This window comes from Dactylosporangium sp. CA-233914, from assembly GCF_050942935.1.
Taxonomy (GTDB): domain Bacteria; phylum Actinomycetota; class Actinomycetes; order Mycobacteriales; family Micromonosporaceae; genus Dactylosporangium.
The window spans coordinates 6,979,768-7,005,615 of record NZ_CP192030.1; the positions used below are offsets into that span (position 1 = coordinate 6,979,768).

General features: G+C 72.9%; 28 protein-coding genes. 14 read left to right on the forward strand and 14 right to left on the reverse strand.

The window, feature by feature from the left end:
• Positions 1 to 31: 31 nt before the first annotated feature.
• On the reverse strand, positions 32 to 649 hold the full coding sequence (locus tag ACQPY0_RS31285; protein ID WP_432968345.1) for a hypothetical protein: 618 nt from the start codon (positions 647 to 649) through the stop codon (positions 32 to 34).
• 244 nt (positions 650 to 893) lie between these two features.
• On the opposite strand from ACQPY0_RS31285, the gene ACQPY0_RS31290 reads away from it, so the two are divergent.
• Both ACQPY0_RS31290 and ACQPY0_RS31295 read left to right on the forward strand, forming a co-directional pair.
• Positions 894 to 2,828 carry an elongation factor G gene (locus tag ACQPY0_RS31290; protein ID WP_432968348.1) on the forward strand — a complete coding sequence of 645 codons (1,935 nt, stop codon included), beginning with the start codon at positions 894 to 896 and terminating at the stop codon, positions 2,826 to 2,828.
• An 81-nt stretch (positions 2,829 to 2,909) separates the two neighbouring features.
• Entirely contained in the window at positions 2,910 to 3,809 is a 900-nt protein-coding gene (locus ACQPY0_RS31295) for a Ppx/GppA phosphatase family protein (RefSeq protein WP_432968351.1), read from the forward strand.
• Between the two features lie 12 nt (positions 3,810 to 3,821).
• Here ACQPY0_RS31295 and ACQPY0_RS31300 read toward each other — a convergent pair whose 3' ends face one another.
• Positions 3,822 to 4,031 carry a hypothetical protein gene (locus ACQPY0_RS31300; RefSeq protein ID WP_432968354.1) on the reverse strand — a complete coding sequence of 70 codons (210 nt, stop codon included), beginning with the start codon at positions 4,029 to 4,031 and terminating at the stop codon, positions 3,822 to 3,824.
• Positions 4,032 to 4,231: 200 nt separating this feature from the next.
• On the opposite strand from ACQPY0_RS31300, the gene ACQPY0_RS31305 reads away from it, so the two are divergent.
• Positions 4,232 to 4,816 (forward strand): hypothetical protein, encoded by a 585-nt coding sequence (locus ACQPY0_RS31305; protein WP_432968357.1) that lies wholly within the window; start codon positions 4,232 to 4,234, stop codon positions 4,814 to 4,816.
• Here ACQPY0_RS31305 and ACQPY0_RS31310 read toward each other — a convergent pair.
• Positions 4,801 to 5,115 (reverse strand): hypothetical protein, encoded by a 315-nt coding sequence (locus ACQPY0_RS31310; protein ID WP_432968359.1) that lies wholly within the window; start codon positions 5,113 to 5,115, stop codon positions 4,801 to 4,803. The two genes, ACQPY0_RS31305 and ACQPY0_RS31310, sit on opposite strands and share 16 nt — an antisense overlap.
• Before the next feature lie 259 nt (positions 5,116 to 5,374).
• A complete protein-coding gene (locus tag ACQPY0_RS31315; protein WP_432968362.1) occupies positions 5,375 to 6,496 on the reverse strand; it encodes an LCP family protein in 1,122 nt (373 codons plus the stop codon).
• A 336-nt stretch (positions 6,497 to 6,832) separates the two neighbouring features.
• Between ACQPY0_RS31315 and ACQPY0_RS31320 the strand changes: the two genes are divergently transcribed.
• Positions 6,833 to 7,504, forward strand: coding sequence for an FhaA domain-containing protein (locus ACQPY0_RS31320; RefSeq protein ID WP_432968365.1), 672 nt, complete (start codon positions 6,833 to 6,835; stop codon positions 7,502 to 7,504).
• Here ACQPY0_RS31320 and ACQPY0_RS31325 read toward each other — a convergent pair.
• Complete coding sequence (locus ACQPY0_RS31325; protein WP_432968368.1) at positions 7,501 to 8,766, reverse strand: M20/M25/M40 family metallo-hydrolase; 1,266 nt, start codon at positions 8,764 to 8,766, stop codon at positions 7,501 to 7,503. The genes ACQPY0_RS31320 and ACQPY0_RS31325 overlap by 4 nt on opposite strands.
• Before the next feature lie 115 nt (positions 8,767 to 8,881).
• Between ACQPY0_RS31325 and ACQPY0_RS31330 the strand changes: the two genes are divergently transcribed.
• Positions 8,882 to 9,694, forward strand: a complete 813-nt coding sequence (locus ACQPY0_RS31330; RefSeq protein WP_432968371.1) for a hypothetical protein — start codon at positions 8,882 to 8,884, stop codon at positions 9,692 to 9,694.
• A gap of 577 nt (positions 9,695 to 10,271) precedes the next feature.
• Here ACQPY0_RS31330 and ACQPY0_RS31335 read toward each other — a convergent pair.
• Complete coding sequence (locus ACQPY0_RS31335) at positions 10,272 to 11,006, reverse strand: EcsC family protein (RefSeq protein WP_432968374.1); 735 nt, start codon at positions 11,004 to 11,006, stop codon at positions 10,272 to 10,274.
• 105 nt (positions 11,007 to 11,111) lie between these two features.
• Between ACQPY0_RS31335 and ACQPY0_RS31340 the strand changes: the two genes are divergently transcribed.
• Positions 11,112 to 11,918 carry an SAM-dependent methyltransferase gene (locus ACQPY0_RS31340; protein ID WP_432968377.1) on the forward strand — a complete coding sequence of 269 codons (807 nt, stop codon included), beginning with the start codon at positions 11,112 to 11,114 and terminating at the stop codon, positions 11,916 to 11,918.
• Positions 11,919 to 11,930: 12 nt separating this feature from the next.
• Here ACQPY0_RS31340 and ACQPY0_RS31345 read toward each other — a convergent pair whose 3' ends face one another.
• The gene (locus ACQPY0_RS31345) at positions 11,931 to 12,314 is read right to left on the reverse strand and encodes a hypothetical protein (protein WP_432968380.1); all 384 of its coding nucleotides are present in this window, start codon (positions 12,312 to 12,314) and stop codon (positions 11,931 to 11,933) included.
• A gap of 216 nt (positions 12,315 to 12,530) precedes the next feature.
• On the opposite strand from ACQPY0_RS31345, the gene ACQPY0_RS31350 reads away from it, so the two are divergent.
• On the forward strand, positions 12,531 to 14,075 hold the full coding sequence (locus tag ACQPY0_RS31350) for an Hsp70 family protein (RefSeq protein WP_432968383.1): 1,545 nt from the start codon (positions 12,531 to 12,533) through the stop codon (positions 14,073 to 14,075).
• Positions 14,076 to 14,256: 181 nt separating this feature from the next.
• Here ACQPY0_RS31350 and ACQPY0_RS31355 read toward each other — a convergent pair whose 3' ends face one another.
• Positions 14,257 to 14,766 (reverse strand): AAA family ATPase, encoded by a 510-nt coding sequence (locus ACQPY0_RS31355; RefSeq protein WP_432968386.1) that lies wholly within the window; start codon positions 14,764 to 14,766, stop codon positions 14,257 to 14,259.
• A 65-nt stretch (positions 14,767 to 14,831) separates the two neighbouring features.
• Here ACQPY0_RS31355 and ACQPY0_RS31360 point away from each other — a divergent pair, with 65 nt between their 5' ends.
• Entirely contained in the window at positions 14,832 to 15,629 is a 798-nt protein-coding gene (locus tag ACQPY0_RS31360) for an NAD(P)H-binding protein (RefSeq protein ID WP_432968389.1), read from the forward strand.
• On the opposite strand, the gene ACQPY0_RS31365 is transcribed toward ACQPY0_RS31360, so the two are convergent.
• Together ACQPY0_RS31365 and ACQPY0_RS31370 are read right to left on the reverse strand one after the other, a co-directional pair.
• The gene (locus ACQPY0_RS31365; protein ID WP_432968392.1) at positions 15,613 to 16,428 is read right to left on the reverse strand and encodes a class I SAM-dependent methyltransferase; all 816 of its coding nucleotides are present in this window, start codon (positions 16,426 to 16,428) and stop codon (positions 15,613 to 15,615) included. The two genes, ACQPY0_RS31360 and ACQPY0_RS31365, sit on opposite strands and share 17 nt — an antisense overlap.
• Positions 16,425 to 16,952, reverse strand: a complete 528-nt coding sequence (locus ACQPY0_RS31370) for a GNAT family N-acetyltransferase (protein ID WP_432968395.1) — start codon at positions 16,950 to 16,952, stop codon at positions 16,425 to 16,427. Before ACQPY0_RS31370 ends, ACQPY0_RS31365 begins: the two co-directional genes overlap by 4 nt.
• Positions 16,953 to 17,123: 171 nt before the next feature.
• On the opposite strand from ACQPY0_RS31370, the gene ACQPY0_RS31375 reads away from it, so the two are divergent.
• On the forward strand, positions 17,124 to 17,981 hold the full coding sequence (locus ACQPY0_RS31375) for a flagellin (RefSeq protein ID WP_432968398.1): 858 nt from the start codon (positions 17,124 to 17,126) through the stop codon (positions 17,979 to 17,981).
• A 56-nt stretch (positions 17,982 to 18,037) separates the two neighbouring features.
• Here the strand turns inward: ACQPY0_RS31375 and ACQPY0_RS31380 are convergent, their stop codons facing one another.
• The gene (locus ACQPY0_RS31380; protein WP_432968400.1) at positions 18,038 to 18,895 is read right to left on the reverse strand and encodes a DNA-3-methyladenine glycosylase family protein; all 858 of its coding nucleotides are present in this window, start codon (positions 18,893 to 18,895) and stop codon (positions 18,038 to 18,040) included.
• 64 nt (positions 18,896 to 18,959) lie between these two features.
• Between ACQPY0_RS31380 and ACQPY0_RS31385 the strand changes: the two genes are divergently transcribed.
• The 3 genes from ACQPY0_RS31385 to ACQPY0_RS31395 are packed head-to-tail and all read left to right on the forward strand — an operon-like array spanning position 18,960 to position 21,148.
• A complete protein-coding gene (locus ACQPY0_RS31385; protein ID WP_432968403.1) occupies positions 18,960 to 19,934 on the forward strand; it encodes a helix-turn-helix transcriptional regulator in 975 nt (324 codons plus the stop codon).
• Positions 19,935 to 19,939: 5 nt separating this feature from the next.
• Positions 19,940 to 20,128, forward strand: coding sequence for a hypothetical protein (locus tag ACQPY0_RS31390; RefSeq protein WP_432968406.1), 189 nt, complete (start codon positions 19,940 to 19,942; stop codon positions 20,126 to 20,128).
• A 9-nt stretch (positions 20,129 to 20,137) separates the two neighbouring features.
• Entirely contained in the window at positions 20,138 to 21,148 is a 1,011-nt protein-coding gene (locus tag ACQPY0_RS31395) for a hypothetical protein (RefSeq protein WP_432968408.1), read from the forward strand.
• On the opposite strand, the gene ACQPY0_RS31400 is transcribed toward ACQPY0_RS31395, so the two are convergent.
• Genes ACQPY0_RS31400 through ACQPY0_RS31410 form a run of 3 tightly spaced genes read right to left on the reverse strand, consistent with a single transcriptional unit; the run spans position 21,126 to position 22,862 of the window.
• A complete protein-coding gene (locus tag ACQPY0_RS31400) occupies positions 21,126 to 21,749 on the reverse strand; it encodes a Fic family protein (protein WP_432968411.1) in 624 nt (207 codons plus the stop codon). The genes ACQPY0_RS31395 and ACQPY0_RS31400 overlap by 23 nt on opposite strands.
• Positions 21,736 to 22,476, reverse strand: coding sequence for a hypothetical protein (locus tag ACQPY0_RS31405; RefSeq protein WP_432968413.1), 741 nt, complete (start codon positions 22,474 to 22,476; stop codon positions 21,736 to 21,738). The genes ACQPY0_RS31400 and ACQPY0_RS31405 overlap by 14 nt, the downstream gene beginning before the upstream one ends.
• Positions 22,477 to 22,514: 38 nt before the next feature.
• Positions 22,515 to 22,862, reverse strand: a complete 348-nt coding sequence (locus tag ACQPY0_RS31410; protein WP_432968415.1) for a cytoplasmic protein — start codon at positions 22,860 to 22,862, stop codon at positions 22,515 to 22,517.
• A 23-nt stretch (positions 22,863 to 22,885) separates the two neighbouring features.
• On the opposite strand from ACQPY0_RS31410, the gene ACQPY0_RS31415 reads away from it, so the two are divergent.
• Together ACQPY0_RS31415 and ACQPY0_RS31420 are read left to right on the forward strand one after the other, a co-directional pair.
• Complete coding sequence (locus tag ACQPY0_RS31415; protein WP_432968418.1) at positions 22,886 to 23,485, forward strand: TetR/AcrR family transcriptional regulator; 600 nt, start codon at positions 22,886 to 22,888, stop codon at positions 23,483 to 23,485.
• An 80-nt stretch (positions 23,486 to 23,565) separates the two neighbouring features.
• Positions 23,566 to 25,848, forward strand: a complete 2,283-nt coding sequence (locus tag ACQPY0_RS31420; RefSeq protein WP_432968421.1) for a glycosyl hydrolase family 18 protein — start codon at positions 23,566 to 23,568, stop codon at positions 25,846 to 25,848.

Genomic DNA, 25,848 nt, shown 5'->3' on the forward strand with positions numbered 1-25,848 from the left:
AAGTGTAGTCGGGAGCACGGTGCCGGTCCGCTCACGTGTCCCGAGCCACACCCGTGAGCTCGATGTGCAGGCGCTGCGGCCCGTCCCCACCGGTGGCGAACACCTCCGCGCACGTGTGCTCGTCGGTGCGGCCGTGGATCAGGCCGGGCAACTCGTGCCCGGCCCGCTGGAGCTCGTAAGGCCGCCCGGTCACGAACAGGGTGCGCGCCGCGACGGTGAACCGCAGCCCGGCGTGGCGCCAGGGCTGTGACCGGTCGACGGCCTCGGCGTCCGGCAGGCCGGTGCCGGGCAGCGTCACGGTGTGCGGCACGCCGCGGCCGAGCCGGGCCCGCAACTCCTTCCAGCGCGACGGCGGGAACTGCAAAGCGCTGGGCAGCAGTACCAGATCCAGGTCCTCCGCCGCCGCGCACCACTCGGGCGCGGGCGGGCGGTCCCAGGCGCGCAGCGGCACGTAGACCATCGAGCGAGGCGAGCGCCCGGCGAGGGCCCACGCGGCGGCGAGCACCGCCGCGGCGGGCCGGTCGACGAAGCTCTCGGCGTCGCGGCCGGTGTCGAACAGCGCGGCGCGGCCGGGGCGGCCGGCCGGGCGCAGCACCCGGTGCCCGGCGCCGCCGAGGCGGACGGTGCTCACGATGACCTGAAGCCGCATGGAATAAAGGGTTGCACCGCGGCGCTAGGGTTTTCGTAGTCAGTTCGCCGAGTGGGAGGAGACCGCCGTGCAGTATCGCACCGCCGTCGTCGTCCCCCGCTCGCAGCACGAGGTGATCCGCGTGTCTTCGTTCCTCCCGGTGCCCGCACGCGCGGCGGCACCGGGACGTCCCGCGCCCGGGTAGAACACCCGCGGGACGAATCGCGCTGTCCTGTCCGAAGTGACGAGCCCAAGAGGGGCAGCAGTGCGTAACGAACTGGAACGCGTCCGCAACATCGGCATCCTGGCCCACGTGGACGCGGGCAAGACCACGACCACCGAGCGGATCCTGTTCGCCACCGGCGCGACCTACAAGCAGGGCGAGGTCCACGACGGCACGACCGTCACCGACTTCGACGCGCAGGAGCGCAAGCGTGGCATCACCATCTTCGCGGCCGCGGTCAGCGTCGACTGGGACGGCCATCGCATCAACCTCATCGACACGCCCGGCCACGTCGACTTCGCCGACGAGGTCGAGCGGTCGCTGCGCGTGCTCGACGGCGCGGTCGCCGTGTTCGACGGCGTCGCGGGTGTGGAGCCGCAGAGCGAGTCGGTGTGGCGGCAGGCGGACCGGCACGGCGTGCCGCGCATCGCGTTCGTCAACAAGCTCGACCGGGCCGGCGCGGACATCACCGCCGCGGTGGCGTCCATCCGGTCGCGGCTGGGCGTGACGCCGCTGGTGGTGCAGGCGCCCCTCGGCGTCGAGTCCGGCTTCTCCGGCGTGGTGGATCTGACCGGGCCGTCGGCGCGGCCGGAGCGGACGGTGCTGGTGGAGCAGGTCGCCGAGCTGCACTCGGGGGCGCTTTCGGAGTACGTCGAGACCGGCACCCTGAGCCGCGAGACCCTGCGCGCCGCGCTGCGCGACATCACCCTGGCCGGCACCGGGGTCGTGGTGCTGTGCGGCTCCGCGTACCGCGACAAGGGCATCGAGGAGCTGCTCGACGCGGTGGTGGCGTACCTGCCGTCGCCGCTGGACAAGGCGGTCCCGGCCGACCCGGGGGCGCCGTTCGCGGCCCTGGTGTTCAAGGTCCACGCGGCCGCGACCGGGCGGCTGACGTTCATCCGCGTCTACTCCGGGACGCTGAGCAAGGGCATGGAGGTGTACGAGCCGAATGCGGATCAGTCCGAGCGCGTCTCGCGCATCCTGCACGTCCAGGCGGACCGCCACACCGACGTGGCGCGGGCCGTCGCGGGCGACATCGTCGCGGTGATCGGGCTGAAGTCGGCCCGCACCGGCGAGACGCTGTGCGACCCGCGGCACCGGGTGGTGCTGGAGCCTCCTTCGACCGCGGCGCCCGTCGTCTCGGTGGCGATCGAGGCCCGCAGCCGCGCCGACACCGGCCGGCTCGCCACGGCGCTGGCCCGCCTCGTGGAGGAGGACCCGTCGCTGCGCGTGCAGGTCGACGCCGAGACCGGCCAGACCGTGCTCAGCGGCATGGGCGAGCTGCACCTGGAGGTGGCCGTGGAGAAGATGCGGCAGACGGTGAACGGCCTCGAGGTGACCGTCGGCCGGCCGCAGGTCGCCTACCGGGAGACCCTCGTGCGGGGCGTCAGCGGGCTGCTGTACCGCTACGTCAAGCAGGACGGCGGGGCGGGCCTCTACGCCCACGTGACCATCGACGTGTCCCCTGTGGAGGGTGAGGAGTTCGGGTTCTCGTCCACTGTGGTCGGTGGGCACGTGTCGAAGGAGTACGTGCGGGCGGTCGAGGCCGGCTGCCGCGACGCGCTCGCGTCCGGCCCGGTTGCCGGCTACCCGGTCACCGGCGTACGCGTCACGCTCACCGACGGCCGCATGCACGAGAAGGACTCTTCGGAGCTGGCCTTCCGGCTCGCCGGCCGGGAGGCGCTGCAGCAGGCCCTGCGCGAGTCCGAGATGGTGCTGCTGGAGCCGGTGGCCGAGGCGACCGTCACGGTGCCCGACGACATGGTCGGCGGCGTGCTCGGCGACCTCATGGCCCGCCGCGGCCACGTGACCGGCACCACAGCCCGGGGCGGCACGGTCGTGATCGCGGCGACCGTACCGCTGGTGGAGCTCTTCGGCTACGCGACCCGGCTGCGCAGCCGCACGCAGGGCCGGGGCACGTTCACGACCCGCCCGGCCGGCTACGCACCGGCCCCGGCGGGAGTGGCCGCGCGGTAAGCTCACACCTGTTTTGAAACCGACAGGGCGGGTAAACGGGCGTCTTCCATCGTCTACGGTAAGTTCCGAGGGGAGGCGCCCGTGCTGCTCGCCGTGCTCGACGTCGGGTCCAATTCGGCGCACCTGCAGATCGTGCGGGCGCGTCCACGCAAGCCACCGCTGCCGGTGTACCGTCTGAAGGCCCCGACCCTGCTCGCCGGGGAGGTCACCGCGGACGGTGCCCTGTCCCCCGACGGTGTGCGGCGGGTCGTGGACGCGGTGGCGTGCACGGTGGACGCGTTCCGCCGGCACGAGGCCACCGACCTGATCCCGCTCGCCACCGCGACGATCCGCGACGCGACCAACAACGCCGAGATCCGCCGCCGCGTCCGCGAGGCGACCGGGGTGGAGCTGCGCTCGCTCAGCGGCGAGGACGAGGCGCGGGTGACGTACGAGGCCGTCCGCCGCCTCCACGCCGGCCCGGGCGGGCTGTGGCTGCTCGACATCGGCGGCATGTCGATGGAGGTCGCGGCCGGGACGGGCGACGAACCCGACCTCGCGGTGTCGCTGCCGCTCGGCGCCGGCCTGCTGACCCGCCGGTTCCTGCCCGAGCACCCGGCCGGCCGCGACGCGGTCGCGCGGGTCCGGCGGCACGTGCGCGACGCCGTCCGCCCGCTCGCGCGGGAACTCGCCGCCGGGCGGCGCCCTGACCTCGTCGTCGGCACCTCGAAGACGTTCAAGCAACTGGCCGCGCTCACCGGCGACCCGCGGCGGCTCGAGCGGCGGGCGCTTCGCCGGTGGGTGCCGCGGCTGGCGGCGATGAGCCCGCGGCAGCGCGCGCAGCTACCCGGCGTCGCGGCGGCCCGCGCCCGGCAGCTGCTGGCCGGAGCGGTCACCGCGGTGACCGTGATGGAGGCCCTGGACCTGCGCGCCCTGGACGTCTGCCCGTGGGCGCTGCGCGAGGGCCTGCTGCTGCGCCGCTACGCCGAGCTGCGAGGCTGAGGGTCCGCCCCGCTACACCGCGTTGCGCGGCAGGTGGATCTTGCCCTCCGAGTCGACCTTCTCGTCGAACGGCATGGCGGGGTCGTTGACCTCGCCGCCCAGCCCGTACGGCGTGTGGATACCCTGCGCCGAGCCGTTGGGCATATCCTCTTCGTCGATGCGCGACGCCCCGTCGCCTCCCGGCGTGCCGGTCGTGCCCATCGTGGCGTTCTCGTCAGTCATAGCTGGCTCGATACCCATTCCGGGCCCGATATCACCCGTTCTTCCGGGATGCCGGTGCCGATGTCGAGGCATTGCCGAATGCCGTACTGCTCCGTGAGCACCCGATCCCGGCCGGCGGCAAGGAGGTCTGGTGCGAGGTGAGCCGCCGGTCCTGGGTCGCGGGACAGCGGGATCCGCGGTCGCGGTACTACTCTTCGTGCGTGCGCCGACACCGCAAGAGCCCACGGGCGCAACTCGCCGCCGAGCGGGGCTGGCGTTACGCCCGCTCCGGCTCCGGCGACATCGAGCGCCGCTGGCACACCGCTGACCTGGACCCGTCCGACGAGGTGGCGGGCACGCTCGGCCTGCCGTTCACGGTGTTCGACACGACCGTGCTCGGCGCGCCCGACCGCGCCCCCCGCACGGTCTGCGTCCTGCACCTGCCGGTCGAGCTGCCCCCGGCCGCCGTGATCCCCGACCCGGCCAACGGCGAGCCGTGCGCCGAGGGGCGCGTCGGCCCGGTCCCCCCGTGGGCCGCCCTCGCCTTCCAGCACCCGCCCGAGCTCGACGGCGCCCCGCCGCCCGAGCACCCGGACTTCGCCGACGCCCTCGTCACCGGCGGTGTTCTCGACCTGACCCGCCGCCGCGGCCTGATCGGCTGGCGCATCGCCGGCCGAGACCTGATCTGGGTCTCCCGCCCCGGCGCCCCGCTGCCGCCCGAGCGCCTGGTCGCGGTCATCGAGTCCCTGGCCGAGCTGGCCGCCGCCCTACCGGCCGACATCGTGGCCCGCTACCGCCGCGAGTAGACGACGCCCACCCCCCACCGCCCTCCACTCAGCAGCACGCGGCCCGGCCACCGGCCGGCCGACGTCGTGGCCCGCCACCGCCGCGAGTAGACGGCCAGCGCCGCGATGCGGCCGTTGGTGACGGTGAAGGCCAGCAGCGCGACGGGCGCCGACGCGAAGCCCGACTCCAGGCCGGGCCTGCCGGCACCAGGCGACGTAGCCGTCCGCCGGACCAGCAGATCGCGGCCGCCGGGGCTCTGGTCGACGCGGCCGGCCCAGCCCGCCGCGGCCTCCAGGGTCGCCGAGGAACCGAGCAGCACCGGGCAGCGGCACGTCGGGCGCCCGCTCGCCCTGGTCGAGCCCGGCGACCATGAGCGCCAGCCGGTCGTTCGTCTCCGGCAGGGTGGTGCGGGACAGGCGAAGCACGCGCAGGACGCGAGCTTCGTGACCAGCGCATGGACTCCCTGAACGGACACACCGACACGTTGGGCAAGACGGAATCAGGATTTGGTCGCGAGGGGCGCAAACGCGGACGGCCCCCGCCCGTGCAGGGGCGGGGGCCGTCGTGGTGCGGCGAGGTCAGCGGCCGGTGGTGGAGGGCGCCTGCGCCGGGGTCGACGCGTCGTTGCTGATCATCTCCGGGTGGCTGGCGACGAACTGGCCGACGGTGTCCGTCGAGTAGGCCTTGAGCAGGTCCTTTGCGGTCTGGTCCAGCACCTCGAACGACTGGCCGTTGATGGTCTCGGAATTGAACTGGCCGTTGTTCGTGCGCAGCGTGACCATGCCGTCGGGGTCGATGCCCTTCAGGGTGAAGATCCAGTCGGCCAGGTCCACGTCGTTGTTGTAGAACGTCACCGCCTTGCCGACCTGATTCAGCACCTCGTTGACCTTGATCGGGTTGGCCAGGACGCCCCCGCTCGTGGCCTTCTTCGCCATGGCCTTGATGAACTGCTGCTGGTGGCGCTGCCGGCCGTAGTCACCGTCGTTGTTGGCCATCTTGTCGCGCTGGCGCACGTAGTCCAGGGCCTCCCAGGCGGCGAAGTCGCGGCAGCCGACCTCGTACACCATCGGGCGCATGTTCGGCTTGAGGCTGGTCGGGATGCCGTCGGCGTTGAAGTTGTACGGCACACCCTCCGCCCCGGTCTTGGTGTTCCAGCCGGTGTGGATCGACGTCACTTTCTCATCCACACACATGTGCACGCCGCCGAGGGCCTTGACCAGGCCGCTGAACCCGTCGAAGTTCACGATCGCGGCACCGTTGAACTTCAGCCCGCCGGCCAGCGCGCTCACCGTATTGGCCAGCAGTCCCAGGCCACCCTTGCGGCCGCCGCTGTTCTGGTAGCCGAACTGAAACGCCGCGTTGATCTTGTCGGTGCCGCCGTTGTACTTGGAACTCGGGTACGCCGGGATGCCCACCCGGGTGTCCCGCGGGATCGACACCAGGTAGAGCGCGTCGTGTGAGGCCGGGATGTGGGCCACGATGATCGAGTCGGCCCGGGCCCCCATCTCGACGTTGTTGGTGCGCTCGTCGATGCCGACAAGGAGCAGGTTGATCGGCCCGTCGATGGTCGCGCCGGCCGCCGCGTCGCCGAGGCCGCCGTCCTGGGTGATCTGGTCGCTGTAATGGTTCAGCAACAGATTGCCACCGACGAGCACACCCCCGCTGATGAGCAGCAGTGACGCCCCGAAAATAAGGGACAATCGCGCCCATATCGGGCCTTTCTTCCCAAGCTTCTTCGCCATACCACTCCCAGACAGGACAGGCCCTCGGCGCGCCACAATATCCCCCGAAGTGGGCGTCCGTGTTTCGTCCCTGAAGACGGATTCAGGACGGCGGTTGGTTGCAGTTTCAGCGGGTTTTCAGGATTCGCCGTCGAGCAGGGCCAGACCCGGCCGGTGCACAGGGAGTACACGCTGCGCCCCGGACGATGAGGTGGATCACGTCGACCCCGCGCGTCGCGCTCACGACTGCGACGGCCTCGTTACCGTGATACACAGTCGGTGCGGTGTTGGTGGAAGGGTCGTGAGGGGGACGAGTTGGGCGCGCTGCAGCGGTTCGAGAAGCGGCTGGAAGGCATGGTCGAGGGCACCTTCGCGAAGGTGTTCAAGGGCGTCGTGCACCCGGTCGAGATCCTCAACGCCATGCAGGGCGAGGCCAACGCGAACCAGACTCAGATGACCGGCGGACGGATCCTGGTGCCCAACCGGTACATGATCGCCCTGGCCCCCGCCGACCACTCCCGCCTGGCGCCGTTCGCGGCCGCCCTGGCCCAGGAGCTCGCCCATTCCCAGGCCGAATATGTCGGCGAGATGGGCTGGGCCGTCTACGGCGACATCGTCGTGGAGATCACCCGCGGCGACGACCTCGACACCGGCCTGTTCCGGGTGACCGCCCAGGTGTACACCGGCGGCCAGGTCGCCCCCGGCGAGGGCACCGGCGTGCGGCTGGTCACCGAGGACGGCCAGAACTACCCCCTGACCCACGGCGCCACGATCATCGGCCGCGGCGAGCAGGCCTCGCTGCGCCTGGCCGACGTCGGCGCGTCCCGCCAGCACGCCCGGGTGGAGTACGACGGCAACCGGGCGGTGCTGACCGACCTCGGCTCGGCCAACGGCTCGGTGGTCAACGGCCGCCGCGTGGACACCGTGGTCCTCAACCCCGGCGACGAGATCATGATCGGCACGACGCGCCTGTCGTTCCGGGTTTAGCAGGTCCGCAGCAGCCGTTCGAGGACCCGCTCGCCGAACTCGAGGCCGTCGAGCGTGACGCGCTCGTCGACGCCGTGGAAGAGGGCGGTGAAGTCGAGCTCCGGCGGCAGGCGCAGCGGGGCGAAGCCGAAGTGGCGGATGCCGAGCCGCTGGAAGGACTTCGCGTCGGTGCCGGCCGAGAGCATGTACGGCAGCAGGCGCGACCCCGGGTCCTCCGCCGCGACCGCGTCCGCCATCGCGTCGACGAGCCGCCCGTCGAAGGTGGTCTGGACCGGCGGCAGCGTGTCGAAGTCCATCTCGACGCCCGGCCCGAGGACCGCGGCCAGTTCCCGCTCGAAGGCCCGCTCCCGGCCCGGCAGCATCCGGCCGTCCACGGTGGCCTCGGCGGCCCACGGTACGACGTTGGGCGTGTCCCCCGCCCGCAGCATCGTCGCGTTCGCGGTGTCGCGCAGGGTCGCCCCGATCATGCGCGACAGCGAGCCGAGCCGCGCCACGGCCGCCTCCGGGTCGTCCGGGTCGAACGGCACGCCGGTCAGCTCGGCGACGCCCTCGAGAAACTCGCGGACCGGCGGGGTGAGCGTGACCGGGAACCGGTGCCGCTCCAGGCGGGTGAGCGCGGCGACGAGCTTCGCCACGGCGCTGTCGGTGTGGACCATCGACCCGTGGCCGGCCGTGCCGCGGACCTTGAGCCGCAGCCACATGGCGCCCTTCTCGGCCGTCTCGACGAGGTAGGCGCGCACGCCGTCGCGCACGGTGTACGAGAAGCCGCCGACCTCGCTGATCGCCTCCGTCACCCCGTCGAACAGCTCCGGATGGTGCTCGACCAGCCAACCGGCCCCGTTGATGCCGCCGTTCTCCTCGTCGGCGAGGAACGCGAACACGACGTCCCGCGGTGGTCTCACCCCGTCCCGCTTGAACCGGGTCGCGACGGCGAGGCTCATGGCGACCATGTGCTTCATGTCGATGGCGCCGCGGCCCCAGAGGTACCCGTCGCGGATCTCGCCCTCGAACGGCGGGACGGACCAGTCCGCGGCGTCGGCGGGCACGACGTCGAGGTGGCCGTGAACGAGCAGCGCCCCGCGGCCCGGGTCCTCCCCCTCCAGCCGGACGATCACGTTGCCGCGGCCGGGCTCCGGCTCCAGGTACACCGGGTCGAAGCCCGCTCCGGCGAGCCGCTCCGCCACGTACTCGGCCGCGGCCCGCTCACTGCTCGTGGTGTCGAACCGGATCAGGTCGCGGGCCAGGGAGACGATCTCGCGCATCGCCGTACGGTAACGGATCTTTGATTCACAGGTGCTTGCCAGCTCCACGGGATTGCGGGCACAGCCGCGGCGTGCACGGTCGTCTGGACAGGCCTGTTCCCGGAGGAGTACCGCGATGAGCCCAGCCTACGACGACGCCGCCCACCCGGCCCCGGCCGCGGCCGCTTCCCCGGCTCCGGACCCGGACCACTCCGCGCCACCGGCCGGGCCGGACCACTCCGCGGCGCCCGCCGGGCCGGCCTACCTTGGCGGCGGGTCACCGCCGGAGCAGACGCCCATCTGGGCCACGACCGCATCACCGGCCCCGGCCGCCGCGGCTCCCCCGCCCGCGCTGAGCTCGTCGCGGCTGAAGCTCGGCATCGTCGCGGCCGTCTCCGCCGTCATCGTCATCGGCGGCGGCATGGCGGTCGCCCAGGCCGCCAGCGACAGCAACAGCGGCACCACGCAGAACGGCCGCGGCCCTGGCGGCGGTTTCCCGGGCGGTGGCGGCCAGGGCTTCCCCGGGGGCCAGGGCGGCCAGGGCTTTCCTGGGGGCCAGGGCGGTCAGGGCTTCGCGGGTGGCGGCTTCGGACGCGGCGGCACCAACCTGCTCGGCGGCGCCCTGCACGGCGACTTCGTGATCCGCGGCAGCGACGGCCAGTACGTCACCGAACGCCTCCAGTCAGGCACCGTGACCACCGTCAGCACCACGTCGATCACGGCCAAGAGCGAGGACGGCCACGCCACGACCTACACGGTGAGCAGTACCACCAAGGTCAACAACGGCGCCTCGAAGATCGACGACGTCAAGACCGGCGCCACGGTCACCATCATCGGCACGGTCTCCGGCGACACCGCCACGGCCACCGAGGTCACCGACGCGTCGCTGCTGCGCAACGGCGGCAACGGCCAGCGTCCGACGAGCCCGCGCCCGACCCGCACCACCTGACGGATCGACATTTCCCTAATTCCCGAAAAATCCGACATGTCGCGGCGCCGAGCGCCCGACATGTCGGGACTCGGGCCGGGACGGGAGGGCAGCCAGGCCCGGCACGAACCTGCCGCCTGACGTGCCGGGGACGCGACGTGGGCGGGCGGGCCGGCACGGTCCAGCCGCCCGACATGCCGAACCCGGACCGGGAACCCGAACAAGCGGGTAGACCGATGCGACTCTGCCACCCGACATGCCGAAACCGGGCTGGAAACCCGGGGGTGAACAGGCCGGCGCGGCCCTGCCACGCGACATGTCGGACTCCGACCGGTAGCCCGAACAGGCGAGCAGGCGCGGGGCGCCGTCCAGCCGGCCGGTGTCGTCGATGCGGGCCCGGGTGAGTCGGGCGGCGTCGGTGACCTGGCCGTCGATGCGCTTCATCATGAGGTACTGCCTGCCGGCCAGGGCCGCGGTCACCATCGCCAGCACGGCGGCGAGCAGCTTCGTCCGCAGCGTCCAGCCGGCCGGTCCGCGCCCCGTCACCTCATCGTGGCCGAAACGCCCCCGCCCGCCGGGCTTCACCGGACCGGCAGCCTCACGGGGCCGGCGGCAATTGGTGGACCGGCTGAGCCTGCGGCAGGTGGTGGGGCGGGGCCATGGGCGGGCGGCGATACAGCGTGATCGCCCGGCCACCGAGGGCGCGCGTCGCGTTACCATTGGTGACGCCGCCGAGGATGATCCCGAGCCCGGGCACGATCTTGGCGGCCATCTTCTTCACCGCGCGTACGCCGGCCATCTTGGCCAGCTTCAGGCCGAGCCGCACCAGGACCTTGTGCACCTCGGGCCGCTCGGCGGGCATCAGCGCGTCGATGCTCTCCCGGCCCCGGGCGACGGCCAGCGCGGTCCGGGCACTCTGGGTGTACTTGTGGATGCCCTGCAGCACCAGCAGGTCCACCGCCCGGTCCGGGTGCGCGGGGTCGGCGCCGTAGTTGGCGGCGAGCATGAGCACCATCCGCGCCTGCGTCCAGGCCAGCACCCCGACGTCGAGCAGGGCGCCCGCGACCGGCACGGCGCCGCCGACCGCCCCGGAGAGGCGGGACTGGTTGACGTACCGATAGACGATCATGTCCGCGAGCGCGTCGGCCGGCGCACCCGGGTTCTGCCCCTTGAGCTTCGCCAGCTCGGCGGCCATCTTCGGTCCGAGCCGCGTGACCGCCTCAATGGCGAGGTGCTCCGGCGCATACTCCGGGTCGGCCTTCATCTTGGCCCACAGCCCGGGCGGTGGCCCCTCGATGCGGGGTTCTTCGGCGGTGTCGACTGGCTCGGTCACGTCACCACGTTACGGATCACGCGCCACCCGCTGTAGTCGGGAACCCGTCCCCCCGCCGATTGCCATGAATCCGTCATATTTTCCGGGGCCGGGTACGCTCGTCGCGTGAGCCTGCCGGAGTGGGCGCCCGAGGGCGTCGATGTGAGCGTTCCGAACGCGGCCCGCGTCTACGACTACGGGCTGGGCGGTTACCACAACTTTGCCGTCGACCGCGAGTTCGCCGAGCAGCTGATCGCGGCCTGGCCCGGCATCCTGCAGGTCGCGCACACCAACCGCGCGTTCCTGGGCCGCGTGGTGCGCTGGCTGGCCGGGCGGGGCGTGCGCCAGTTCCTCGACATCGGCTCGGGCATCCCGACCCGCGGCAACGTGCACGAGGTCGTGCAGGCGATCGACCCGCAGGCCAGGGTGGTGTATGTCGACGTCGACGACGTCGCCGTCTCGCACGGCCAGGCGATCCTGGCCGGCAATCCCAACGCGGCCGCCCTCGGCGGCGACCTGCGCCTCCCGGCCGCCATCCTCGCCGACGAGCGCGTCCGTGCCCAGCTCGACCTCGATCGCCCGGTGGCCGTCCTGCTGGTCGCCGTGCTGCACTTCATCGGCGACGAGGACGGCCCGCCGGGCATCGTCCGCGAGCTGACCGCGTCGCTGGCCCCCGGAAGCTACGTGGCCCTGTCCCACTTCACCGCGGTCGAGGACCTCGGCCACGAGCACGACCAGGTCACCAAGCTCTACGACCGCACCCCGACGTCAGTGCGCACCCGCACCCGCGAGCAGGTGGCGGCGATCCTGGGCGACCTGGAGCTGGTCGAGCCCGGCATCGTGCCGATCACGGCCTGGCACCCGGACCCGAACGAGCCGGCGGAGGCCGAGCAACGCTCCGTCCTCGGCGCCGTGGCCAGGAAGCCACGATGAGCGCGGCTCAGCTCAGGCCTCGTGCTCGTCGTATGCGTCCTGGGTGAACCGCACGCCACGCTCGATGAGCCACGCCTCGAACCGACGGAAGATCCCGCCCACCCGCTGCTCGTCGTCCGTCTCGTCCTCGGCGCCCGGCGCCACGGCGACTCGCACGGCCTCGAGCACGTCGCCACCCGCGCCGACCAGGCGAGACAGATCGGCGCGGCTGACCGTGTGCCAGTTCCACCAGCCGATGGTGTCCACGTCGCTGAACACCCAGACCCCGGACCTGCGGATCGACAACAGCCGAAGATCGCCGTTGCCGACGAGCTGGGCCTCCACGGTCGGATCGCCGTCGGCACCCCGGTAGATCACCATCGACTTGGCGGCCGGTTCAGGTCTGCGCCATCTCATCCATCGATCATCTCAGCCGTCGGCCAGTCATCGGTTTCGCGCACCGGCCAGGCCAGGGCGCACGCAAGCGCCAGGGGCGACTGTCCAGTGTGGACGACGCATGGCGAGATCGCCGCGCACCTGGCCGAGGTGCCGCCGGCACATCAGCCGCTGACAGCCGCGCATCTGATCGAGCCGTGGCGTACCGGCAGATATCGGCTGCCTAGACTGGTCGGCATGCCTGCGACAGGAGTACGCCTCGGCATCGACTTCGGCACCTCGCACACGGTCGCGGTGCTTCGATGGCCCGACGGGCGGGTGCGTCCGCTGGTGTTCGACGGCTCGCCGCTGCTGCCGTCGGCGGTGTGCCACGATCCGGGCGGCGGGCTCCTCGTCGGCCGGGACGCGATCGACAGCGCCCGGCTGGTGCCGGCCAACTTCGAGCCCAACCCCAAGCGTCGCATCGACGAGGGCGAGGTCCTGCTGGGCGATCAGGGCTATCCGATCCGTGACCTGTTCACGGCCGTCCTGGCGCGCGTGCGGGCCGAGGCGACCCGCACGGTAGGCGACGTCCCGGCCGAGGTGATCGTCACCTATCCGGCCAACTGGGGCGCCACCCGCCGGTTGACGCTCACCGACGCGGCACTCGGGGCCGGGCTGCCCGAGCCCCGCATGGTGCCCGAGCCGGTCTCGGCGGCCACCTACTTCGTCACCGCGCTGAACCACGAAGTGCCGGTCGGATCCGCGGTGGTGGTCTACGACCTCGGAGCCGGCACCTTCGACGCGAGCGTGGTCAGGCGCACACCCGGCGGCTTCGACGTGCTGGCCGTGGACGGCCGGGACAACCTCGGTGGACTCGACTTCGATCAGCTCGTGATCGACATCATCAGCCGGTCCGTCCCGCCCGGGGAGCGCGGCCGGCTGCTCGATCCGTCCACCGTGGAGCAGTGGCGGCTCGCCCGCGCCGTGCGGGACGAGGCGCGCAGCGCGAAGGAACGGCTCTCCCGCACCGCCAGCGTGACCGTGCCGATCGGCAGCGTCGAGGTCCTGATCGCCCGCGAGGAGTTCGAGCCGGCGGCGCGCAACCTGATCGACCAGACCGTGCGGCTCACCGCCGAACTGGTCCGCTTCACCAAGCTGACACCCGGACAGCTCGCCGGGGTCTTCCTCGTGGGCGGGGCCAGCCGGATGCCCCTCGTCGCCACGCTGCTGCACCGGGCGTTCGGCCAGCCACCGATCGTCATCGAGCAGCCTGAGATCGTCGTGGCGGAGGGCAGCGTATACCTGCCCGAGCAGTCGCTGCCCACGGTCGGGCCGGTCGAGGAGCCGGTGCGGGCCGAGCGCGAGTCCGCGACGCCGCCCGTACCCGCCGCGCCCGCCGCTGCGATGTCAACCGCATCCGAGCCGGCGACGGTGCCGATGTCCGCCGAGCCCAAAATGCCCGCCGTGGTACAGGTCGGCGCCGCGATTACGCTGGTCAGCGGGATGTTGCTGCTGGTAGCGGCGGCGTTCACGGGACTCCTGACCGACCCGCAGCCGACCGGCATCGCCACGGCCGTTCTCGCCGGACTGATCGGGCTGCTCCTGATCGCCATCGGCCGACGGATCGGCACGGGCGGGGGCGGCGCCAACCTGCCGGCGATGGGCATCATCGTGTGCGGCGTGATCGCCAGCGCGTTGCTCGGCGAGGTCACCTGGATCTTGATCCTCACGCTGCTCGTGGCGTTGACCCTGTTCAGCACTCCGCAGGCACGCGCCTGGATTCGGGCCCGCTCCCGCTGAGCCCTCGCCGACGATCTTTCCGCGAAGGCGCCGGTCTGCCGCCGCACCGCGCCCACCCGCCCGGGAGCAATGGCGCAACAAGCGCTGGCCGCCGGCTCCCGCCAACCGGGCCGGCCCCCGCTTGCGACAGGCACGGGCGTGAGCAGCGCTCAGCGCAGCCGATGTGCAAGCAGCCGGACAGCTATCGCCTCAGCTGCTCCAGCACAACCTCAGCTACCTGCTCGGCAGGCAGCGAAGCATCGACGAACGTGGCGTCGGTCAGCGCGGCGAACGCGGTCAACGCCTGGCTGACATGGTCATGCCGCCATCCTCGCGCCTTCACGTCCGCCTCGTCCGCATCGATCCGGGCCCGCAGCCGATCTTCGGCAACGGCCAGGACGAACTCGTAGACCTCGACACCGCGACTGCGAAGACCACCCAGGATCTCGGCCCGGTAGGCCGCGTTGGTCAAGCTCATCGCCGCGACCCACGGGTGCGGATACTGCTGGGCCAGGCCCGCCATGGTCTCGATCACGAGGTGCCGCCACAGCGGGAGATCCTGGAAATCGCCGGTCGGCGACTCGACGAACGGCCTCAGCATGTACCCGACGTATTCGGGGTCGAAGAGCTTCGCCTCGTCCAACCGCTTGGTCAACAGGCCCGCCGTCGTCGTCTTGCCGGAACCGAACGCACCGTTGATCCACACAATCATGCAAGGGATCGTGCCATGGCACTGTGCAGGGGAAAACCCGTTGACGGGTATGTGAGCCTGGGCCCGTGCACACGGAACTTATCGCGGTCACCGCTGCCTCCGGCGCTCTCGGCCGGCTTGTCATCGAACGTCTGCGTGCGCTGGTCCCCGCTGACCGGCTCGTCGCCGTCGTGCGCGATCCCCGGCAGGACCTCGGGGTCGCGGCGCGGCGCGGGGACTACGACGAGCCCGAGAGCCTCATCAGCGCGTTCGACGGGGCCGGGCGGGTGCTGCTGATCTCCTCCCCCGAGCTCGACGCCGCGCGGCGGGTCGGACAGCACCGCAACGCGATCGAGGCCGCCGTGAAGGCCGGGGTCCAGCAGCTCGTCTACACCAGCCTGCTCGGCGCCGAGTCCGACCGGCCCGGCGCGACGGTCGCGCACCACGCGACGGAGGCCGCGATCCGGGCCGCCGGCGTGCCGTACACGATGCTGCGCAACCCCTTCTACCACGACGCGTTCGTGCACCCGGGCCTGCGCGCGGCGGTCGAGGCCGGCGAGCTGACCAGCGGCACCGCCGGACGCGGCCTCAACACGGCGACGCGCCGCGACCTGGCCGGGGCCGCCGCCGCGGTCCTGACCGGCGACGGCCACGCGAACACCGCCTACGACCTGACCGGTCCGCTGTGGACGTTCCCCGAGCTCGCGGACCTGCTGTCGGTTGCGTACCGGGAACAGGCGCCCGAGGGCCCGATGGGATATCTGCACCGTCTGGTGGCGCAGGGCGAGATGGAGCGGCAGACCGGGGACCTGCAACGCCTGCTGGGCCGGCCGGCCGCGAGCCTGGGCGAGACGGTGCGGGAGGCGCTCACGGCCGCCAGATGACGGCCTCCATCGGCCGGATGCGTTCGGCGAAGCGGCCCGACGGGGAGGCCGCGGCCAGGAGCCGGCGCAGGTCGGACTCGAACGCGGGGCGGCGGGGGCCGAAGAGGTTCGGGGTCGCGTAGGACATGGAGTACACGGAAGAGACCAGCGCCTGCGTGTCGCGCTCCACGACCGCGCCGGGCCACGGGACGAGCCGGACCGGGCCGTGGTAGCCCGCCGCGCGCATCACGTCCTCCTCGCCGCCCTTCGCCCCCTCCGGCAGCGTGCCCCGACCGGCCCGCCGGACGGGTCCGAGGTAGGACCTGATCAGCTCCTCGACGGCGTCCCACGGCGGGCGGGGCAGGGGCAGCTCGTCGTCGCCGGGGACGCCGCGGTGGGTCAGGGCGCCGACGTGCACCCAGGCGCCGTCCGGCGTCAGCATGCCGCGGACCCGCTCGGCGACCAGGGGCTGGTCCATCCAGTGGAACGACTGGGCGAACGAGACGACCCGGAACTGGCCGAGGCCGGCCGGCAGCTCCTCGGCGCGCAGGACGTGCCACTCGATGCCGGGCGCGAGACGCGCGGCGGCCGCGACCATGCCCGGGTCGGCGTCGGCGCCGACGGCGCGGGCGAAGTACGGGGCCAGCAGGCGGGTCAGCGAGCCGGGGCCGCAGCCGAGGTCGAGCAGGCTTCCGGTGCCGTCGAGGCCGAGCTCGTCGCGGATCGCGTGCGCCAGCTCCGGCGGGTAGGCGACCCGGCCGGACTCGTAGTGCTCGGCGCTGCCGGCGAAGAGCGTCTCGTCCCACGCCCAGCCGGTCACCGGACCTTCTTCACGAGGGTCTCGAACGCCAGGTCCGGGCGGCGCGGGACGCCGAAGCGCTCGTCACCGTACGGGAACGGGCCCAGCTCGCCCGTGCGGGTGTACCCGTGCCGCACGTACCAGGCGATGAGATCCTCGCGCTGCACGATCACGGTCATGCGGACCTCGGCCGCGGCCCACTCGTCGCCGGCGTAGCGCTCGGCCTCGGCCAGCAGCGCCGCCCCGAAGCCGCCGCCCTGGCGGGCCGGGTCGACGGCGAACATGCCGAAGTAGGCGTACGTGTCGCGGCGCTCCAGCTGGCAGCAGGCCACGACCGCGCCGCCGGCCTCGCTGACCAGCACGACGTTGCCGGGCCCGGTGAGAGCGGCCCGGACCATCTCCGCGTCGGTGCGCTGCCCGTCGAGCAGGTCCGCCTCGGTCGTCCAGCCGGCGCGGCTGCGATCCCCGCGGTACGCGGACTGGACGAGGTCGACGAGGGCGGGCACATCCTCGGGGCGGGCAGTGCGGAACACGGTCGTGGACATCGGACCATCATGCACCGCGCGGACCGCGCGGCGGCCGGGTCCCGGCTTGTCATCCGATCGGCCCGTTCCGGCGGGGTTCGCTCAGGCCCCGGCCCGGCCGGGCGATGGCACGGGCAGCCGCGGCCAGGGACGGTCCCGCGCAGCACGACCCGCATTCACGGAGGAGCCAGCATGGGTCTTCGCATCAACAACAACATCGCCGCCCAGAACGCCTACCGGAACCTGTCCATCACCGACACCCAGATGAGCAAGTCGCTGGAGAAGCTCTCCTCCGGCTACCGGATCAACCGCGCCGCCGACGACGCGGCCGGACTGTCCATCTCCGAGGGCCTGCGCTCACAGATCGGCGGCCTCAAGGTCGCCGTGCGCAACGCCCAGGACGGCATCTCGGTCGTCCAGACCGCTGAAGGTGCGCTCACCGAGACGCACTCGATCCTGCAGCGCATGCGCCACCTGTCGGTGCAGGCCTCCTCGACCGGCTCGCAGGACTCCGACGCCCGCTCCGCCGCCCAGACCGAGTTCGACCAGCTCAGCCAGGAACTGGACCGGATCGCCTCGACCACCAGCTTCGGCGGCCAGCAACTGCTGTCCAGCACCACCGCCTACACCGGTACGTTCCAGGTCGGCGCCAACGGCTCGTCCTCGGACCAGATCACGGTCAGCCTCGGCACGTCCGCGTTCGGCAGCGGCTCGGGCCTGTCCGGGTTCGACTCCACCGGCCTCGGCCTCGGCTCGCTGGACCTCACGACGTCCGGTACCGCCGCGATCTCCGCGATCGACACCGCCATCAAGGGCGTCTCCACCGCCCGGGCCACGCTCGGTGCGTACCAGAACCGCTTCGAGCACACCATCAACAACCTCAACGTCGCCGTGGAGAACCTCTCCGCGTCGGAGTCACGGATCCGCGACACCGACATGGCGCAGGAGATGGTGTCGTACACCCGCTCGCAGATCCTGACCCAGGCCGGCACCAGCATGCTGGCCCAGGCCAACCAGGCGCCCCAGAACGTGCTGACCCTGCTGCGCTGACTCCTGCGCGGGTGCTGGCGGGGAGCGGACAGCGTGGTCCGCTCCCCGCCGTGGGTTCACCGGGCCGCGCCCTGGGCACGGCGCTCGTCGGCGTGGACCAGCACCGAGCACCACATACGGTACGGGCGCCAGGGTTCGGCGATCCGGAGCATCTCGGCGTCGGTGGGCTCGTGCGCCAGCCCGTACAGCCGGCGGATCCCGGCCCGGGTGAACCCCTCGGCGGGCACGGCGTCGGCGCGCCCGGCGCCGCGCAGCACGATGCCGGTGGCGAAGAAGTCGCCGATCCCCCGCAGCCGCTTGACGTCCGCGTACGCCTCGACGAGCGGCATCGCGCGCAGCCGCGCCCGGTCCAGCCGCCCGTCGAGCGCCGCGTCGGCGATCCCGTGCAGCCGGGCGACCTTCTCCGCGTCGAGGCCGGGCAGCTCGCCCAGCCCGCGCAGCACCTGCGGGGCCGGGAACGCGTGCACGACCTGCCCGCCGAGCTCGATCGCGGCCCCGTGTTCCCGCGCGATCCGGGCCCGGATCGCGCGCTGCTGGGTCATGCGCAGCCGGTGGCCGATGACGAACGCGCAGGCGGCCTCGTACGGCGAGTGGAACAGCACCGGCCGCAGGTAGGCGTGCTCGCGCTGGAGCCGGCCGAGCACTGGATCGCGCTCTCCCACCGCGGCCCAGCCGGAGCCGTCCTCGTCCAGCGAGAGGGTGGCCAGCGCCTGCTCCCAGGCGCGGGCGTCGCCGAGGACCTCGCCGGTCACGGTGGTGCCGTCCTGGCGCAGCAGTACCGCGGCCGAGCCCTGCCACCCCTCGACGGGGAAAGCCATGAGAAGCGAGCGCGCGTCATCAGCCGGGCGCACCCACCCGCCGAAGAACTCGGTCTGCCGCGCCATGTCATAGGGGCCCGCGATGTGTGTCTGCATGCCCGGCAGCATCGCGCGGAAAACACGTCATCTGTTGTCATGTTTTTGGCGGTACCGTATGAGCATGCGCGGCGACCGCCTGCTCTCCCTGGTGCTGCTGCTACAGGCCCGGCCCGGCGCCGCCGCCCCCGAGCTCGCCGAGCGCCTGGGCGTGTCGGTCCGCACCGTCCTGCGCGACGTCGAGGCGCTCAGCGGCGCGGGCATCCCCGTCTACACCGAGCGCGGCCGGCGCGGCGGGATCCGGCTGCTGGACACGTATCGCGCGGGCCTGGCCCATCTCAGCCACGCCGAGGGCGCGGGCCTGGCGGTCGGCCAGTCACGCCTGGCCGGCGACCTGGGCCTGGGCGACGCCCTCGACACCGCCCTGGAGAAGCTCACCGGCGCGGGCGGCCGGTCACTGCGCGGCGGCCTGGCGCAGGCGCGCAGCCACGTCCTGGTCGACGTCGACCCGTGGATGCGCTCCGGCGAGCCGGTCCCCCACCTGCCGGCCATCCACGAGGCGCTCCTGCGGGGGCAGCGGATCTCGCTGCTGTACCGCGACAGCGAGGGCGAGACCAGCCGCCGCACGCTCGACCCGGCGGGCCTGGTCGCCAAGGCCGGCACCTGGTATCTCGTCACCGCCGAGCCGGCCCTGCTGCGCGTCGCCCGCGTCGAGGCGTGCACGGTCCTGCCCGAGCCGTCGCGCCGCCCGCCGGACTTCGACCTGCCGGCCACCTGGGCGGCGCTGCGTACGGGCGTCGAGTCCCGCCCCCGCGACCTGCGCGTCACCGCCGAGGCCGACCCGGCGGCGGCGCCGATGGCCCGCCGCGTCCTCGCCCGCCACCTCACCGGCTCGTCCGAGGGCACCCGCCTGGAGCTGTCCTTCAACGGCGTCGCGCACGCGGTCGGCAGCCTGCTCGGCCTGGGCCCGCGCATCGAGGTCCTGCACCCGCCGCAGGTCCGCGCGGCCCTGCGCGAGACGGCGATGCAGGTCGCGGCGCTGTACTCCTTACAGGACGAGAACAACCATTGCGCGGGCCCGCGTCCGGCATCAGGCTGATCCCCATGCGCTTGGTTTTCCTCATCGCCGGCATCCTGCTGCTGCTCGCCGGCGCCGTCTGGACCCTGCAGGGCCTGGGCGTGCTGGGCGGCAGCGCGATGAGCGGCGTCACGATGTGGGCGATCATCGGCCCGCTCGTCGCCATCGCCGGCCTGGTCCTGCTCCTGCGCGGCGCCCGCCGCCCACGCGACTGAGCCTCGGCCGTGCACTTCGTGTGCCGCTGGCGGGACACCACGCCGCTGAGCAAACGGGTGGTACGGGTGCCCGACGCCACGGTGCTCGAATGGTTCCGGCGCGGCTGGGAGCGCGACGATGCCGGCGACTGGGTGTGCGACGAGCTCGGCGGAGACGTCTACGGGCTCGAGTCGATCTTCGACAAGGCGCGGGAGCTGGGCCTGCCCCGGCCGGAGACCCTCGACGAGCTGCGCGCGCTGCTGCACGAGCACCTCTACGTCGAGGGTGACGAGGACTACGTCCGGCTCGGCGAGCGCGCGCTGCGGGTGCGCACCGACGACGACGAGGTGGACCTGTCCTACTACTTCATCCACGAGGACGCGGCGGCCGAGGCGCCGGAGCGGGTCGCGTACCTGCTGTACGACTCCTGGCCCCTGCCCACCGGTGTCGCCGCGCCAGGCGCGGTCTTCGACCACCGCGTGCCCGTGCAGACCCTCCGGCCGGCCTCGCCGAGCCCCGACTGCGTCTTCTCCGTGCGCATCGGCTGGCAGCACCCCGGCACGGGCACGAACCTGGACCTCGAGGGCGCCCTGGCGTTCCCGGGCCTGACGCTGCCGGAGCTGGCCCCGCACCTGCGCGGGGTCGACCCCGCCGTCGCCCGCTGGTGGCCGGCGGACGTGCGGATGCTGCGGGCCCTCATCGCCCCAGGCGAGGACGACATCGGCCCGGCGATGCACCGCTACGCCCGCTGCGATGGCTACGACCCGGCCCCGGACGGCCTCGACGAGGTAGCCGAGCACGCGGCGGCGCACGGGCGGGCGCTGCGACACCTGCCCGCGCAGCCGCCGGCCGGGTCGCGGGTGCACCTGGAGCCGCACGTGGCGCAGGTCGCCCGGCACATCGACGACTTCTTCGGCTACGACCAGTGGTTCCTGTTCGACAACCGCTGGGCGGCGGCGAACCGGGATCTGGCCCGCTCGCTGCTGCGCTACGCCGCGCAGTGGGACCCGTTCGCGCCTAACGGCGGCGGGCCGCGCTGACGAGGATCTCGACGAGGCGGACCAGGTCGAGTGCGCCGCCGGCGTCGTCGGCGCGGCGGGCCACGCTGAGCAGCGGCGCCGCCAGATCGATGGTCACGTCGTCGCGGCGCAGGACGAAGTACAGGCAGAGCATGGCCGCGCGGGCGTTGCCGTCGGAGAACGGGTGGACGAACGCCGTGTCGAGGTAGACGCGGGCGGCCCGGGACGGCAGCGGGATCCGCGGGTCGGTCGCCTCGGCCAGGCAGGCCTCGAACCGCTCGCGCGTGCCGGGCTCCAGGCCGTACCGCTCGCGGCCGCCCTTGGCGTAGGCGGCCCTGGTGCGAAAGCCGGCCGCCGGTACCCCCAGAACGTGCGCCTGCCACGCCGCCAGCGCGCCGAAGGTCAACTCCTCCCGCCGCGCGGCGGCCTCCCCCGCTCGGTGCAGGGCGCCCAGCAGGCGGGCGGCCCGCCCGGGGTCGCGGGCCGCGGCCGTGGCGCGCACGAAGTCGAGGACCCCGTCGCGGCGGCCGGGGACCGGGCCGGTGACGGGGGCGGCGGCCGTCGCCCATGGTACGAGCGCGCGGACCCGCCACCAGGCCAGCAGGTGGTCAGGCTCGGCCACGCTCGGCCATCGTCCGGGCGAGGCGCCCGGACACGTCGGCGACGACGGGCGGCTCCGGCTCCAGCCAGCTGTGGAACCGCCCGCCGATGGCCTCGCCAAGCAGGGCCGTGTGCTGCTCGGCGGGGATGCCGGCCGCGGCCAGGAACCAGCCGAGGACCTGGCGGCAGTGGGTGTACCAGCCGCTGTCGGCGCCGGTGCGCTCGACGACCGCGGTCACCAGGTGCGCGACCGCCCGCTCCCACGCGCCGAGCACCTCGTCCTCGCCGGCCCCGGCCGGGACGGGCAGGAACCGCCCGAACCGCCCGGCCAGATCCTCCAGCCAGGATCGCCACTCCAGCAGCCCGGCGGCGACCGCGTCCAGCGCGGCCTGCGGGGCCGGCATCGAGTCGCGCGGGCAGCACCAGGCGTGGACCGGGCCGCCGTCGAAGTCGCCCTCGCCGGTCGCCCACCGCCACCCGCAGGCCCAGCGGCCGTAGTGCCCGACGAGCGCGGCGCTCATCGCGTCGGCCCACGCCTTCGCGGCGCCGTGCCCCCACTGGATGACGGCGGTGTTGGCAGCGCTACCGGCCGGGCGGGCCGGCACGTCCGCGGCGGGCGGCAGGCTCCGCACGAGCGCGGGGGCCGCGGCGGCGTCGAACGGGTGGCGGGCCGGATCGACCTCGGGCCACGTGAGCGACCACGGGACGATCGGGCGCAAGGCCTCGGGCACATGCGGCATGTCGTACACGCCGATCAGTATCGCCGCCGCCCGGCCCGGCCGTGGGGTCACGCGGACGGGCCGAGCGGGGCCGGGGGCGGCTCCTTGAGCTCGATGAAGAGGCCGTGAGAGTCGGTGGTGCCGATGTTCTCGCCCGCGTGCTCCTGGGCGGCGACCCAGCGGACCTGGCCGGCGGCCAGGGAGACCTCGGCGGTGCGGCCGCCCGAGGTCAGGCGGCGCTCGAAGGCGGTCAGCGGCACCAGGACGCTGTCGGGGTGGCGGTGCGGATGCGTGTGGTCGCCGGGGTGGTCGCGATACTCCAGCACGCGAACCCGCGCGTTCTCGAACACGACCCGGTAGAGGCCCGGGTCCGTCACCACGGGGTCCGTGGCGGCTTCATGGGACTTCAGTACCATGGGATTACGGTACCATGAAGGCAATGGCAGTACCATATGAGGCGACCGGCCGCACGGCGCAGAAGACCCGCACCCGCCAAGCCCTGGTCGACGCGACCCGGGCCCTGCTCGCCGAGGGCCACAGCCCGCAGGTCGAGGACGCCGCGGAGCGGGCCGGGATCTCGCGCACGACCGCGTACCGCTACTTCGCGAACCAGCGCAGCCTGCTGCTCGCCGCACACCCGCAGATCTCCCCGGACACCCTGCTCGGGCCCGACGCCCCGGACGAGCCGTTCGCCCGCCTCGACGCGTTCATGGCGGCGTTCACGCGGTACAACTTCGCATGGGAACCCCAGCTGCGCGCCTCGCTGCGACTGTCCCTGGAGCCCGGCCCCCGCCCGGCGGAGCGCCCCGCCCTGCGCCAGGGCCGCGCGATCATGTGGCTGGAGGACGCCCTTCGCCCGGTCCGCACCCGGCACCCGGCCGTTGACGTGGGCCGCCTCGCGGTGGCGATTCGCTCGGCGACGGGCATCGAGAGCCTGATCTGGCTGGTCGACATCGCCGGCCAGAGCCGCAACGAGGCCGCCGGCACGGTCGCGGCCACGGCCCGTGCTCTGCTCGGCGCCGCGATCACCGCCGGATGACGCCATTGCCGCATCGACTATCTTGACTTCCCCGGAGCCCGTGCCGAAACTATCAGGAAACTTTCCTAAAGGAGGCACGAGTGCACCCCACCAGGCTTCTTGCCGCCACTCTGCTCCTCGTCGGGGGCGTCGCCGTGGCGGCACCCGGGAGCGCCGCCGCCGCGCCCGCCGGGCTCACCGCGGCGTTCTCGGCCGCCGACTACGGTTCGTACTGGGTCGACAAGTACGTCGTGAGCAACCCGACCAGCGCGTCGATCACCGGCTGGACGCTCGAGTTCGACGTGCCGGCCGGGCTCAGCGTCGGCACCGGCTACAACGGCACCGTGACGCGGTCCGGCAACCACGTCACCGTGGTCAACGCGCACTACAACGGCACCGTCGCGGCCGGGGCGACCACCGAGCCGTACAGCTTCTGGTTCATCGCCACCGGCACCAACACCCAGCCGCTGAACTGCCGGATCAACGGCAACAAGTGCGACGGCAGTGCTGACCGGGCGCCCGGGACGCCCACCGGGCTCGCCGTCGCCGGGCGGACCACGAAGACCGTATCGCTGCGGTGGAGCGCCGCCGCCGCGACCGACTTCCCCGTCGCCGGCTACGACGTCTACCAGGGCGGCACGCTCAAGGCCTCCGTCACCGACACCACCGCCACGGTGAGCGGGCTGACGCCGAACACCCCGTACTCCTTCACGGTCCGGGCCCGCGACACCCGCGGCAACATCTCCGCCGACAGCGCGGCCGTCACCGCGACCACGCTCAACCCCGCCGACGACACGACCGCGCCGCCCGCACCCGGCAACCTCCGCGCGAGCGGGAAGACGGCGGTCAGCGTCAGCCTGGCGTGGAACGCGGTGAGCGACCCGAGCGGCATCGCCGGGTACGACATCTACGCCGGCGGCACCCTGAAGGCGAGCACCACCGGCACCAGCGCGAGCGTCACGGGGCTCACGCCGCTGACCGCGTACTCCTTCACGGTCAAGGCCCGCGACACGTACGACAACACCTCCCCCGCCTCGGCGGCGCTGAGCGTCACCACCGACGACTCGGTCGGGGCCGGCAGCTACGCCAAGGTCGGATACTTCGTGCAGTGGGGCATCTACGGCCGCCAGTACTTCGTGCGCAACCTCGACACCTCCGGCGCGGCCGCGAAGCTCACGCACCTCAACTACGCCTTCGCCAACCTCGACCCCGTGAACCTCACCTGCCTGCAGGGCGTCACCCGCGGTACGACCGCGAACCCCCAGGACCCCGACCAGGGCACCGGTGCCGGGGATGCCGACGCCGACTACGCCCGGCCGTTCGCCGCGGCCCAGTCGGTCGACGGGGTCGCCGACACCGGCTGGGAGACGCTGCGCGGCAACTACAACCAGCTGCGCAAGCTCAAGGCCAAGTACCCGAACCTGAAGGTCCTCATCTCCATCGGCGGCTGGACGTACTCCAAGTTCTTCGCCGACGCCGCGGCCACCCCGGCCGCGCGGCAGAAGTTCGTCTCGTCCTGCATCGACATGTACATCAAGGGCAACCTGCCCGCGTACAACGGCGCCGGCGGGGCGGGCAGCGCGGCCGGCATCTTCGACGGCATCGACCTGGACTGGGAGTGGCCCGGCGCGGAGGGCCACCCCGGCAACCACTACAGCGCGGCCGACAAGGCGAACCTGCTCGCGCTGACCGCCGAGTTCCGCCGGCAGCTCGACGCGCTGGGCGGCAAGCGGTACCTGCTGACCGCGTTCACGCCCGCCGACCCGGTCAAGCTCGACGCCGGCTGGGACGTGACCCACGCCGACGGCACCCCGAGCGTCTTCGACTACCTCGACTTCGCCAACGTCCAGGGGTACGACTTCCACGGCGCCGGCAGCGACAACTCCTGGGAGCCCAACCGCACCGGGCACCAGGGCAACCTGCACGCCGACGCCCAGGACCCGTACTCCTTCACGTTCTCGGTCGACCGGGCCGTGCAGGCGTACACCTCGCAGGGCGTCAACCCGCGCCAGCTCACGATCGGTTTCGCGTTCTACGGCCGCGGCTGGCAGGGCGTGGCGGCCGGCCCCGCGGGCGTCAACGGCGAGTGGCAGTCCGCGACCGGCGCCGCACCCGGGCAGTTCGCCGAGGAGGCGGGGACGCGGGGGTACGCCAACCTGCTCGCCATGGTCCCCGGCTGCACGGTCTACCACGACCCGCAGTCGGTGGCGACCTCCTGCTACACCGGCCCGGGCGGGCAGTGGTGGACGTTCGACGACACGTGGTCGATCGGCCAGAAGACCACGTGGCTCAAGCAGCAGAACCTGCTGGGCGGCATGATCTGGGAGATGTCGGGCGACACCTCCTCCGGCACCCTCATGACCGCCCTGGCCGGCGGCCTGTAG

Excerpts from the sequence above, each read along its gene's own strand:
- ACQPY0_RS31355 (WP_432968386.1), bottom strand. The coding sequence starts at position 14,766 with ATGATTGTGTGGATCAACGGTGCGTTCGGTTCCGGCAAGACGACGACG.
- ACQPY0_RS31375 (WP_432968398.1), top strand. The coding sequence starts at position 17,124 with ATGGGTCTTCGCATCAACAACAACATCGCCGCCCAGAACGCCTACCGG.
- ACQPY0_RS31300 (WP_432968354.1), bottom strand. The coding sequence starts at position 4,031 with ATGACTGACGAGAACGCCACGATGGGCACGACCGGCACGCCGGGAGGC.
- ACQPY0_RS31325 (WP_432968368.1), bottom strand. The coding sequence starts at position 8,766 with ATGCGCGAGATCGTCTCCCTGGCCCGCGACCTGATCCGGTTCGACACC.
- ACQPY0_RS31390 (WP_432968406.1), top strand. The coding sequence starts at position 19,940 with ATGCGCTTGGTTTTCCTCATCGCCGGCATCCTGCTGCTGCTCGCCGGC.
- ACQPY0_RS31370 (WP_432968395.1), bottom strand. The coding sequence starts at position 16,952 with ATGTCCACGACCGTGTTCCGCACTGCCCGCCCCGAGGATGTGCCCGCC.
- ACQPY0_RS31415 (WP_432968418.1), top strand. The coding sequence starts at position 22,886 with ATGGCAGTACCATATGAGGCGACCGGCCGCACGGCGCAGAAGACCCGC.
- ACQPY0_RS31285 (WP_432968345.1), bottom strand. The coding sequence starts at position 649 with ATGCGGCTTCAGGTCATCGTGAGCACCGTCCGCCTCGGCGGCGCCGGG.
- ACQPY0_RS31410 (WP_432968415.1), bottom strand. The coding sequence starts at position 22,862 with ATGGTACTGAAGTCCCATGAAGCCGCCACGGACCCCGTGGTGACGGAC.
- ACQPY0_RS31385 (WP_432968403.1), top strand. The coding sequence starts at position 18,960 with ATGCGCGGCGACCGCCTGCTCTCCCTGGTGCTGCTGCTACAGGCCCGG.
- ACQPY0_RS31380 (WP_432968400.1), bottom strand. The coding sequence starts at position 18,895 with ATGCAGACACACATCGCGGGCCCCTATGACATGGCGCGGCAGACCGAG.
- ACQPY0_RS31330 (WP_432968371.1), top strand. The coding sequence starts at position 8,882 with ATGAGCCCAGCCTACGACGACGCCGCCCACCCGGCCCCGGCCGCGGCC.
- ACQPY0_RS31350 (WP_432968383.1), top strand. The coding sequence starts at position 12,531 with ATGCCTGCGACAGGAGTACGCCTCGGCATCGACTTCGGCACCTCGCAC.
- ACQPY0_RS31345 (WP_432968380.1), bottom strand. The coding sequence starts at position 12,314 with ATGAGATGGCGCAGACCTGAACCGGCCGCCAAGTCGATGGTGATCTAC.